Source organism: Streptomyces sp. AcH 505 (genome assembly GCF_000818175.1).
Taxonomy (GTDB): domain Bacteria; phylum Actinomycetota; class Actinomycetes; order Streptomycetales; family Streptomycetaceae; genus Streptomyces.
On the sequence record NZ_JTIY01000002.1, the window covers coordinates 1,375,330 to 1,386,723 of the forward strand.

Here is an 11,394-nt window from a genome sequence, read left to right on the forward strand (position 1 = left end):
GACGGTCGACCGGTCGGCGAACAGCACCGTGACCGTCAGCCCGCCGGCCGCCTGATCAGACGCGCGCAGCCGGCCGCCGAGTTGGGTGGCCAGGGACAGCAGGGCGCGGCGGTGCTGCGCCGGGTTGAGTTCGTCCTGGACGAATGCATGCTCAGCGCTGGTACTGCGGGCGACGGGCTCAGGGTCGACGGTGCGGATGTCCCGTCCGTGGACGCGTTCGTGAATTGTGCGGCCGGTGCTCGCGCCGAGCAGGCGCTGCACCGTGAGCAGCGGAAGGTCGGCGATGTCTCCGACGGTATGCAGGCCGTGGCGGCCGTGGCGGCCGAGGAGGCCGGCGGACCGATACCGGGCAGTTCCCTGACTGGCCGGGGCCGCAGGAAGGCGTCCACCTCGGCGGGGGAGTGGCCGACGGTGAACAGGCGGCCGGGTTCGGTCAGGGCGCAGGCTGTCGAGGCGAGCATCCGGTTCGGCGCGGTCGCGGCCGCGCCGCGCACCCCGTACAACGCGGCGGCCCGCAGCTGCACCAGCCGGGCTAGGTCCGGGGCGTCGCAGTCCCACAACCGCAGCGCCCCCGCCACGTTGAGGACAACAGAGTTCGGCGGGAGGAGCTGCACCTGGGGTGTGAACGCTTCGGCGATCCTGTTGAGTTCGGGCAGCAGGTCCGGTGGGTGCTGGGGGCCGAGCTCGAACCGGACGTGCACGATCTGCTGGCTCATGGCGGTCACCCGGCTGAGCCGGGGTTCTCCAGATGCCTCAGAGTGTCTCGGTTTCCTGCTACGGACGGGGTCGTCACCATGGGCCGCGAGACGCACGCCGTTCGCAGCAGCATGACTATTCACCTCCCAGTACTTCGAGGGCTGCCGATGCACCTCTGAGATCAATATATCGAACACAAATCGAACAATGCGAGGTGAGTGAGGACTGCCCTTGTGCGACGGAGCAAGCCAGATTGCGAGTGGAGCACGCCAACCTGCGAGTCGTATGGCCGTGGCACTCCGTGATACCGGGTCGCTGGACGTTCGTTGGAAACCCGCCTTGGAAGGTCGTGCGGAAGTTAGGCTCCACCCGTGTCCGAGTCCGTCCCCGATCCTCGTCTGCAGTCTCTGATCAACAAGCTCCGGCCGGGTCCCTTGAGGAGGATGACGGTCGCAGGGTTCGACGGAGCGGACGTCCTTGTCCTCCTTGGGGAGTCGGGCGAGGAAGGCAGCGAGGTCGGCCGCATTCCCCAAGATGAGGTGTCGATTCGTCGCGCCGACCATCCGTCCGAGGTCTTCACGGTGGGCCAGCGGATCGAAGCCGAGCAGATCGGACGCTGGCGAGGGCAGCTGAACCTCTCGGCGCGTGCCTGCGAGAACCCCGAACTACGCGCTTTCCTGGTGGCCATTCAGCCTGGACAGATCGTTTCCGGGACGGTGTCGGGGGTTCACAACTTCGGGGTCTTCGTTCATCTCGACGGCGAGCCCCAAGGGCTCTGCACTGGGTTCATTCGCGTGCCCGACCTGACGTGGGACTGGATCACTCACCCCTCGGAAGCAACTGAGGTCGGCCAGCGGATCACCGGTGAGGTGATCATGTCTGAGACGCGCAGCGCCCAAGTCACGATCTCCTTGAAGGCCCTCCTTGAAGACCCCCTCGTCCGGTTCGCTGATCAGACTGGTCATGTCCTCAACGGGACTGTCACGAAGATCGTCCCGTTCGGCGTGTTCGTGCGACTCGGCCCCGGCATCGAGGGGCTTCTGCACGTCTCCGAGATGACCGGCTCGCCAGTCGAAAGCCCAGCCCAACTCGTCAGCGAGGGAGACCAGATCACGGTGCGGGTTGCGGAAGTCGACCTTCAGCGACACCGCGTCAGGCTCCGCGCCCATGACTCCTGAGTCCGGGTCGCCATGCCGAATTCGCAACCTATCGTGCCCCGCCCTCGCGAACCATCGCGCTCCCCGAAGCCTGAGACCAGCTCACTCCTTACGATCACTCGCAAACAACCTTGGTCCGTCACACCTTGACGTTCGAGCCACTGCGACTGAGCCCCTTGTAGGGCAGCCGGTCGGGAGAGGGTTCCTGCCCGAGGCAGTGTCGGAACCCGTCACTAGGCTCCAGTGCCATGACCAGTGATCTGGGGTTCACCTGCTCGTGCTGTGGTGGCCACCACTCTGAGCTGCCGATGAACTACTCGGCCGAGGCCCCGGCTGTGTGGGATCCGGCGTTCGCCGACGCCGACGACTGCCTGCTTTCCTCGGACCAGTGCGTGGTTCATGGGCAGCACTACTTCGTGAAGGGCATGATCGAGATACCAATCATCGGTAGCGACGAGGTGTTCTCGTGGGGTGTCTGGGTGTCGCTCAGCCGCGAGAACTTCTCCCGCTCGGCGGACCTGTGGGACACGCTCGGCCGGGAGGCCGAGAAGCCGTACTTCGGCTGGCTGACGACTGATCTGCCGGTCTATTCGCCCACGACGCTCAATCTCAAGACCCGCGTCCACACCCGCCCGGTTGGCGAGCGCCCCTACGTCGAACTGGAGCCCACCGACCATCCCCTCGCTGTCGAACAGCGCGCGGGGATCACCCTGGACCGCGTGCGAGAGATCGCGGAGGCCGTGTTCCACTCTGGCAGCAGCGAGGAGCAGTGATGGCTGGCACATCGATGTCGTCGATCCCGGTCGCGCCTTCCGGCTTGAGCCGCAGAGCCCAGAGGTTCGTCGAGGTGGACGGCATCCGTGTCCCGATGCGGGGCATCCGGCGTCACCGCGACGCCTGGGTCGGGCGCGGGATTCCCGCAGCGGAGATCGACCGGGCCATGGAATTTCAGGACCGCTGGGGCGGCCTTGCCCTGCCGCCGGCTCCGTTCTACGAGGGCGGTCCGCGCATCCTGGGCGCCGACTATCCCGAGGGCTCGGCGACGGAGGGCTGGTCGTTCCCGGCCGGCAGCGGGCGGGTGTCCATGGCCTACGGATTCATGATCGGGCCTGAAGGCGAGTTCGGGATTGACGCCAACCGCTGGACGCCCCTGCACTCCAACACGGACGGATGGGTGGAGTCCTTGGCGCTCGCCGCCCATGCCGGACGCTGGGCCAAAACCGTCTCCAAGATCAGGGGGAAGGCCGTCGAGTCCCTGGACCTCGGCGGGTACGAGCCGGTACCTGAAGAGCAGGGCCTGACCGACACGTGGTGGCGAGGCGAGGACTCGCTGATTGCCCTCTACCGCGGCGAAGCTGTTGGCTTTGACGCACCTCAATGCCTTGAGGCTCACGTCTACGGGGGCCTCGACGAGTGGGGCCTCCACGGCGGGTAGCCGGTCCCCAGCGCCTCTGGATCTCCTTGCAGCGCAGGGGCCGCGCAGGGTCTGGAAAAATGGCTTGTCCCTAGGTCGGATGTCAACCACGATCACCTCATGACGACCAGAAAGGGCCATGCCATCTAGGCGCCCCGCTCCGCTCTCCACCGCTCGCGCGCCGCCGACCGCCGCTCACCCCAGCGCCCGATGGCCGTGACCGACCGCCCACTCAGGAGAGCCCGCCCGTGCAGAAAACCGCCCTCGTTCCCTACGCCCACCTACCCCAAGGGCACCATGACCGCCACGTCCTGACCAGTACCGTCGACGTTTTCGGCACCGCCCACTGGCTGCTTGCCGAACGCGCTCCGCAGCCCGGCGGCGATGTCCTGCCCTTTGACGCGCTGGTCGTTTCCGTCGATCCGGACGGCAACGTCGAACTCACCGAGCTGAGCGCCGTGCGGGCCCGCTGGCCGCACCTGGACCGCCTGCCTGACGGCGGGTTTGTCGTCGCCGCGTCTCGCGTCCGCCGGTACGAGGACGCGAACCAGGTCCAGGTCTTCGACGCGCTCGGCCGCGAGACCTCGTCCTTCTGCGTCGGGGACGCCGTCGAGCACCTGCTCGTGGACGAGGCGGGCCGTATCTGGGTCGGGCACTTCGACGAGAACCCGGTGGGAATCCGCTGCTGGAGCGCCACGGGCCGCCTCGCTTGGGCGTCAGACGACGCCGGCATCCCCGGTCTCTTCGACTGCTACGCCCTGAACGTGTCGGGCACCGCCGCCTGGGCGTGCCCATACACGGACTTCCCGCTCGTCGAGATACGCCCCGACCGCACCAAGCGCCCCGTCAGGGTGTGGGCGAACCGCGTACGGGGCTCCCACGCGGTGGCCGTCCACGGTGAGCGAGTCGCCTTCTACGGCGGCTACGGCGAGGAGCGGGACCGACTCGCCCACGGAGAGATCATCGAAACATCCGTCGAGCCAACGAACGTCGGCCTGCTCACCCTGCCCGATGGCTCCACACCCGGCCGCCGGCGGGTTGTCGGCCGAGGAAGCAGGATCTACGTCCAGGCCCAACCGTTCACCACCTGGGGCGTGTTCGACCTCAGCAGCTGATACCCAGCACTGGAAAGACAGTTTCCCCTTCTTACCGCGCAGGGAGCAGCGTGCCGCCGTCCTTCATCCACCGAATCACCAAGTACGACCCCGCCGACCATGACGAACACGGCTACTACAACGGTGCGGAGGAGGCGGTCAGTGACCATGGGCCTGTCGAAGCCGCGTACCTCGCGGCGATCGCCGCCTTCGCGGAGGACTCGGGCATCGACCGGCTGGGGATTCGCGAGCACGCAGTCAGCGGTCGCCCACTTCGGCGTGGACCCGTCGGATGGGAGACATGGCCTCGGCGGGCTCTTCCCGCCCGATCTCGCCGGATACCACGACGGGGCCGAGGTTCCCCTTCCGGTGGCTCTGGAGCTGGTCCGGGTCATGCTCCGCGAACAAGGTGCCTGGTGTCGTCTGGAGGTGGGGGACGTGTTCACCGTACATGTCGGGTGGGACCAGTACGTGTATGTGGGCAGTGACCGGCTCCGCGCGGATGCCGTGGCCCGTACACGGGAACTCGGTCTCTTCCCGGAACCGATGGCGACCTTCCCCTACGCAGCGGAGCTTGAGGAGCCGGACGTGATGGAGACGGCCGACGAGGGGTTCTGGGCGCGCGTGCGCACCGTGCTGGCCTCACGGAAGTCAGTCCTCCTGGAGGAGGGCTACGTCCGCAACGCTGCACGCTTCCACCGCCTCACGCCGGAGAACCTCGACGCGGTGCGTATCGATCTCAGTCCGCGCGCCCTGCTGACCTGACCCGAACCTCGATGTCGGCGCGGTCCTCGCCACGCTGCCAGAGGAGGGATCCGCGGAGTTCGTCTGGGAGACGCAGGACGGGACGATCAGACACGCGATCGTCGACGACACCGAGTATCAAGAGCTCGCCGGTCTGGTGGCCGACGCCCGGGCGGCCTGCACCCTGCCCGTGTACCTGGACGAACGCCATCCGCTTCTTTGCGCCGCCCTGACCGATAGCGACGGCGTGCTGCGCGCCCGGTGGTGACCCCGTTCACGTCGGCTGGCCACAGACCGGCAACTCGACTGATCCGGTGCCTGTGTCCCGAACCTCGCCGCAGCAGTTTCCTCTTCGACCATTCGTCCGTTCAACGGAATGTCGGATGATGGGGCTGCTCTCGGGGGTCTTGTGTGGTTGTTCTTCGTGGACCAGCGCCGGGTCTGGAAGATGGGTACGCTGAGCGAGATCTCGAGCGGCATCGACTGACCCGGGGCACCCCGATCCTGCTCGATAACACGATGCGCCCGGTCGAACCGCTGACCAGTTGGTTCCGGGCGATGGGGCTCGCGGGCCGTGATGCGAAGACGATGAAGGCCTATGCGGACACCGCGTTGATGTTGTTCAACCCGTGGTCGCGATTTCGCCTCGGCGAGCGAGGCGGACCTGCTGGAGTTTCGGTTGTGGCGGCGGGACTAGGCCGAGGAGACGGTCGGACAGGCCGCTTGGGGTCAGGTTCAAGCCCTTCACGCTCTTTCACCAGGGCGTGTGGGCACATCTGGCAAGCGCCAACAGGGCCAAAAGACGGGAGGGGGCCTTCGACGTCGTTACAGCCTGAACCCTCGACGTTCCGCTGGCCCGACAGATCGGTGGCCAATTGCGTCGTCAACTGGCCACCCCGTTGCACTCGCATCGCGACTGCACGCTCCGGCGGCATTTCGTTGGAGGGCCTTGAGTGGACGTTAAGTCCGTTTCTGGTAGCGGCCGCGTCCGGGTTGGGTGAGGAAGCCTTGACGGGTGAGGCGTCCGAGGCGGCTGCGGGTGATGTTGACGGTCGCTTCGTCGGGTGGCATGCCGAGGAGTTCGTGCAGCTCACGGGCTCTGAACACCTGCCCGGGGTGCTGGTTGAAGGCGTTCACGATGGCCTGGTAGGCGGTGCTGGTCTCGGGAGGGTCGGGTTCGGCTCCCGCCGGCGCGGCCTCCGCGATGACCTTCCGGGTGGTGTCCAGGTCCGCGAGTCGGGCCTGGGTCTCGGCCAGGGCAGCGGTCAAGTGCTCGATCTGACCGCGTAGTTCTGCGGCTCGGGCGGTGACTTCGTCGTGCTGGGCCTGGAGGCCGGCGAGGAGTTCGGTGACGTTCACGCGGCCAGCCCGAGGGTGTCGCGCCAGGCGGGACTCGGTGTGGTGAGGCGGCGGGTCATGTTCGCGGTGGAGGCCCAGTAGACGCGCGAGACGGAGGTGTCGGGCCGGTGGTCGTACTCACGGGCCAGACGCCGGTGCAGCAGCAGCGTGCCGTTCGTCTGCTCCACCACCCACCGCTTCGGCTGCGGGACAAAGCCTTTGCCCTGGTCGGCCGGGTTGCGGCGGACGACCTCGACGTCGATGTCCATCAACGCGCCGTGGATGACGACTTCGTCCTTGAAGCCCTGGTCCACCAGGGCCTTCTCCAGCCGCATCCCGCAGCGTTCGGCGGCCTGGTCGAGCAGGGCGGTGCCGGCGGCGTTGTCATGGGCGGATGCGGCCAGGACGACGACGCCGATGATCAGCCCCAGCACGTCGACGGCCAGTCCCCGCTTGCGCCCCGACACCTTCTTGTTGGCATCCAGTCCCGTCGTGGTCTTCGGGACACCGGCAGCCGCGCGGACGGACTGGGTGTCGATGATCACGAGGGACGGGTCCTCTAATCGCCGGGCTCTCTCCCTCACCTGGCAGCGCAGGAGTTCCTGAATCCGCTGGTCGAGCCCGTCCTCGCGCCACAGACCGAAGTAGTAGAACACCGCCGACCAGGCCGGCAAGTCGTGGGGCAGACAGCGCCACTGACAGCCCGTCCGGTTCTGATAGAAGATCGCGTTCACGACCTCCCTCAGGTCGCAGGAGCCCGGGTCGCCCGTCGCTGACCGCGCCACCCGGTCCTGCTTCCAGGCCGTGATCATCGGCTCGATCAACGCCCACTGCTCGTCCGATAAGTCGCTGAGGTACAGCTCTCTCTTCACACCCCGCATCTCAACATGGACATGCCCACCCGACGGCTCATACGGCGGTCAGTACCACGATCGAGCGATCACGAACCGAGGAAGATCGGACTTAACGCCCACTCAGAGCTTCCTCCAGCGGCCCGAGGCTGTCACGGTCAAGATCTCCGTGCGCGCCGATGACCGCAGGGCCGTCCGTCATATACGTCTCGATCCAGGCAGAGGGCCGGGCACAGGCAAGAATGCATATGCCACGCCAAGCCTAGGCCCCGATCAATTCCGGGAACACGGCTCATCACCCCGGCAGTTCCCGGGCCAGGGCAACGTCGCAGGCAAGAGACGAATGCGGCTCACGGCGTGGCGCTCCACCCATTCAATTCGAACAGACGTACCATTGCTGGGTGGCGACGAACGACTTCCCCCAAGACCTCCTGAACGCGCAGCGCGAGCTGCACCAAACCGTGGCCGCCTACAGCATCTTCTGTGACGAGCTGCCCTGGAGCGTGGATCCCGCCCCCGGCTGGTCGGGCGACAAGATGCTCTACAGCGACCACTATCGGGCTGAGTTCCCCGACAGCCCCGGCTACTCGGAGGGACAGAAGGCGCAGGACGCCCGGTTCCGGGAGCGGCTGATCGAGCTGTCTGCGACGGTGACAACGCACCCGTACTGGGCCACGCTCGAAGGCGGCGTTGTCGCCGCGCGGATGGAGCTCAAGCAGGTCACCAAGGAGCCGGCGGCCGTAGACGCGGCGGCGTAGCTCCCGCCTGCCTCTACGAGACTGTCCGGGTCAGGCGGAGCGTGGCTTGCGGCCCGACGTCTTCTTCGCCGGCTGCTTGGCCGTGGTCTTCTTCGCCGTCGTCTTCTTCGACGCGGTCTTCTTGGGCGGCTGCTTCTTCGCCGCGCTCTTCTTCTTCGACGGGGTGTCGATGTCATGGACGGTCGCGTGCTTCCCGTCCGGGTTGTCGCCGCGGGAGTCGCGGGCGGCCTGCACGGACTGCTCCAGGGCGGCCATGAGGTCGACGATCTGACCTGTCGGCTTGTCCTCTTCCTGGGGCTGCGGGGGTTTCTTGCCCTCGCTCTTCGCCTCGATCAGCTCCTCCAGCGCGTCCCGGTAGTGGTCGCGGTACTCCGAGATGCCGTCGGCGGCCATGGTCTCCATCAGCTGAATCGCCCGCTCAATCTCGCCGTCGTCCAGGTCGACCTGCCGGGGCGCCAGCTCCGACGGGTCGCGGATCTCGTCCGGCCACTTCATCGCGTGCAGGACCAGCACGTCATCCTTGAGGCTGAGCAGCCCAAGCCGCTCGCGGCCGTGCCAGGCGAACTTCGCGATCGCCACCTTCTCACTGCGCTCCAACGCCCGCCGCAGCAGCACGTACGGTTTGGCGGCCGTGGTCCCGCCGGTCTGCAGGTAGTACGAGTCGCTGATGCGGATCGGATCGACCGACTCCCGCGGCACGAACGCGACGATCTCGATCGCCTTCGCCGTCGGCAGCGGCATCCCCTCCAGATCCGCGTCCGTCACCTCGATCAACGGCCCGTTACGGCTGGTCTCGAACCCGCGGCTGATCTGGTCCTCCCGCAACTCCTCGCCGTCGACCTCGCAGACCTTGCGGTAACGGACCCGGCCCATGTCCTCCACGGTACTGATGAAAGCTGATGCTGTGATTCTCGGTGGCCGCGACCACCTTCACCGCGATCGTCACCAGACCGAACGAGATCACACCGGACCAGATGGGGCGGGGCATACGGGACCTCCACGTCAGACCCCGAGACGTTCAGGCTATGGCGCCACCGCCGGCCCGGCACGGTAAGAGACGCCACCACGGTGACCTCTCCGGCAGAAGGTGCCCCGTGGCGGAACCCCCAGGCCCTCCCGGTAAATCCTGGAACTCCCCGCTGCGCAGCAACACGCGCCTACGAGGACGCGGTGCGCGCACCCGATGTGGGGGCGCGCGCACCGCAGCACCGCTCACTGCGCGGCGCATGGGACATCGCAGGTCAGGGCGTCGCATCGGAAGGCTCACCTTCGGCCCGCACACCTGCGCGGTGCGCGACGGATCGTCGATGCGCACCGACGATCCGTCGCTCGCCGCGACTGGCAGCTGTCGCCCGGCACTCGCTCCGCGAGCGCCGAGAGACCTGCCATTAAGCCGCATATGCGGATGCTTGACGTATAAAATGGACGGGCTGCGGATCCGCTGAGCGGACGCTGAATACTCTGCGGATTGGTGCGCACCGGGACGGTAGTTCCGCCCCGGACTTCGCGGGTGATGTATCCGATCGGAGGAATCACCATGGAGACCGCTAATGCGCTGGTGGTGCACGCCGGGGAGGCGGGCGGGGTGCCTCTGGCAGACGGCGCGTTCGAGCTGCTCGCCGACGGTGGCGCCGTCAGTGCCAGCCGGCTCACGCTCGAAGTTGGCGCGGACGGGGCGCCCCCACACCACCACACGCTCTCTCACGAGGCGTTCTATGTGCTGGACGGCACGATGGTCTTCCGTCTCGGTCGCACGTTGACCACGGTGGGCCGGGGCGGATTCGTCGTCATACCCCCGGGCCTGGCGCACGCCTTCGGCGCGGGGGAGAGCGCGAACGCCGACGTGGTCGTCCTACTCAGTCCCGGTGTCGAGCGGTTCCGCTACTTCGAGCAGCTGGGCGCCATCAGCCGCGGCGAAGCGGACTTCGCGTCGCTGCTGCCCGAGCAGGACCGCTACGACGTCCACCTCGACGACATCCCTCACTGGCGATCCGCCCCGTCACAGTAGCCCCATTCACGTCTTGGGCCTGACGCAGCCGCCGCGCTGTGAGGGGCGAAAGCGCCGACATCAGTGCTTCGGGTGCACGTGCCCATTTGTCGTTACCTATGCACTCCCGGCGCAGGTCCTTGACCGGGGCCGGGCTGCCGCGGCGAGTCTGTCGGTACGGAAGGCGCGGTCCTCTGCCCCGCGTGTGGCTATCGCGCGGCGGCTTCCTTCGCGAAAGCGGCCGGCCGGGCAAGGCTCTTCGGTGAACGCATCCACGTCGCTGGGTCCGTCGTCGTGCCCTCCCCCCGCCCCGCTCCATGCCCCCGTTCGAGGCTTGGTCCACGCTGCTCTGCGCGGCGAGCTCATGTCCCAGCATCCACTTCTTGGCCCTGGCCCTGGCCGTGGCCGTGGTCGGACTCGTGGACTGGGTGGTGACGGCTGTGTCGGGGCCGCGGTCGGACTCGTGGTCGGGGACCGTCGACGGCGGCACCGCCGACGTGGTGGGGCTGTGTGGATGGCGTCCTGGACGGGCGCGGCGACCCGGGCCCGCTCGAATGCGGTCGGTGCCTGCGGCGGCTTCCCGTTACTGCCGACCACCACCGGGCCAGGCCGGGCGAAGTCGGCGGGGTAGCGGATCTGCGGGCTCGACGTCCGGCGACCCGGTTGGGCATAGTGAGCTGGCACCCGTACCGGGCGAGGGCACGGTCCGCGATGGCGTCGTCCAGGCCGGGCGGGTATGCGCGGCCACGCAGGGTCTCCCCGAGATGCCGTCGGGCTTCTGCCAGGACCGTGTATTAACCGAACTAACTGCCATGTTTTCGCAGGTCAGTTCGGGTTCTGCTAGCCTCGGGCTTTCGCGAGGGGCTTGGCAGGCGGAATCCACCGATTTGGTAGTCCAGCCCTTCCCTGAATTCCAGGTGAGGGATGGCCTTTCTCATTGCGTCGTGCAGGTCTGGTGACACCTCGTACACGGCGGTCGCCAGCAGCTCGTCCTCACGGCTAGGGAAGAGGTCACGAAGGCGGAGGATTTCCTCACGGGTGAGGGCGCTGACATGGGCGGCATGTTCGTCGCGGTCCCAGCCGATGAGCTCCCATCCGAGCGGCACGGCATCGTCACTGATCATGTGTGAACCGTACGTGGCCCCAGCAGCGCAGTGGCCCGAAGCTGGACGCGTGGCGGAGCTGCTCGGCGAGAGACACAGCCAGTAACCGGTGGAGTGCGACCGGGCCTACTTGGCTCTCACGGACCGTGGCCCGTGGCCGACGTCGGACCTGCCGCGACTTTGCGTCTGCAGGCTGGACAGCCGTGGTAGCGGCGGTGGCCTTAGAAGCCATCTCATTTGGTTGGGGCGGTA

The 11,394-nt window shown here is 67.3% G+C and carries 10 protein-coding genes and 2 pseudogenes; 7 read left to right on the forward strand and 5 right to left on the reverse strand.

Features of this window, described 5'->3' with window-relative positions; all coding sequences use genetic code 11:
• Positions 1-24: 24 nt before the first annotated feature.
• Positions 25-558: pseudogene (locus tag HY68_RS46240) on the reverse strand (hypothetical protein); the annotation flags it as partial.
• 509 nt (positions 559-1,067) lie between these two features.
• Here HY68_RS46240 and HY68_RS36105 point away from each other — a divergent pair.
• From HY68_RS36105 to HY68_RS45920, 5 genes are all read left to right on the forward strand, one after another.
• On the forward strand, positions 1,068-1,874 hold the full coding sequence (locus HY68_RS36105; RefSeq protein ID WP_241778877.1) for a S1 RNA-binding domain-containing protein: 807 nt from the start codon (positions 1,068-1,070) through the stop codon (positions 1,872-1,874).
• 287 nt (positions 1,875-2,161) lie between these two features.
• On the forward strand, positions 2,162-2,626 hold the full coding sequence (locus HY68_RS36110) for a DUF2199 domain-containing protein (protein WP_042000077.1): 465 nt from the start codon (positions 2,162-2,164) through the stop codon (positions 2,624-2,626).
• On the forward strand, positions 2,626-3,288 hold the full coding sequence (locus tag HY68_RS36115) for a hypothetical protein (RefSeq protein ID WP_042000080.1): 663 nt from the start codon (positions 2,626-2,628) through the stop codon (positions 3,286-3,288). Before HY68_RS36110 ends, HY68_RS36115 begins: the two co-directional genes overlap by 1 nt.
• A gap of 227 nt (positions 3,289-3,515) precedes the next feature.
• Positions 3,516-4,382, forward strand: coding sequence for a hypothetical protein (locus HY68_RS36120; RefSeq protein ID WP_042000083.1), 867 nt, complete (start codon positions 3,516-3,518; stop codon positions 4,380-4,382).
• Positions 4,383-4,523: 141 nt separating this feature from the next.
• Positions 4,524-5,126 (forward strand): hypothetical protein, encoded by a 603-nt coding sequence (locus HY68_RS45920; protein ID WP_241778878.1) that lies wholly within the window; start codon positions 4,524-4,526, stop codon positions 5,124-5,126.
• 939 nt (positions 5,127-6,065) lie between these two features.
• On the opposite strand, the gene HY68_RS36130 is transcribed toward HY68_RS45920, so the two are convergent.
• Positions 6,066-6,464: a hypothetical protein gene (locus HY68_RS36130; protein ID WP_042000088.1), complete on the reverse strand. Its 399-nt coding sequence runs from the start codon at positions 6,462-6,464 to the stop codon at positions 6,066-6,068.
• A complete protein-coding gene (locus HY68_RS36135) occupies positions 6,461-7,324 on the reverse strand; it encodes an IS5 family transposase (protein WP_042000092.1) in 864 nt (287 codons plus the stop codon). The genes HY68_RS36130 and HY68_RS36135 overlap by 4 nt, the downstream gene beginning before the upstream one ends.
• Before the next feature lie 371 nt (positions 7,325-7,695).
• Between HY68_RS36135 and HY68_RS36140 the strand changes: the two genes are divergently transcribed.
• Positions 7,696-8,052, forward strand: coding sequence for a hypothetical protein (locus tag HY68_RS36140; protein ID WP_042000095.1), 357 nt, complete (start codon positions 7,696-7,698; stop codon positions 8,050-8,052).
• 30 nt (positions 8,053-8,082) lie between these two features.
• Here HY68_RS36140 and HY68_RS36145 read toward each other — a convergent pair.
• Positions 8,083-9,040 (reverse strand): annotated as a pseudogene (locus tag HY68_RS36145) (Ku protein).
• Between the two features lie 549 nt (positions 9,041-9,589).
• On the opposite strand from HY68_RS36145, the gene HY68_RS36150 reads away from it, so the two are divergent.
• Positions 9,590-10,060 (forward strand): cupin domain-containing protein, encoded by a 471-nt coding sequence (locus HY68_RS36150; RefSeq protein ID WP_042000098.1) that lies wholly within the window; start codon positions 9,590-9,592, stop codon positions 10,058-10,060.
• Positions 10,061-10,842: 782 nt separating this feature from the next.
• Here HY68_RS36150 and HY68_RS36155 read toward each other — a convergent pair.
• Positions 10,843-11,163: a hypothetical protein gene (locus HY68_RS36155; protein ID WP_042000100.1), complete on the reverse strand. Its 321-nt coding sequence runs from the start codon at positions 11,161-11,163 to the stop codon at positions 10,843-10,845.
• Positions 11,164-11,394: the final 231 nt, after the last annotated feature.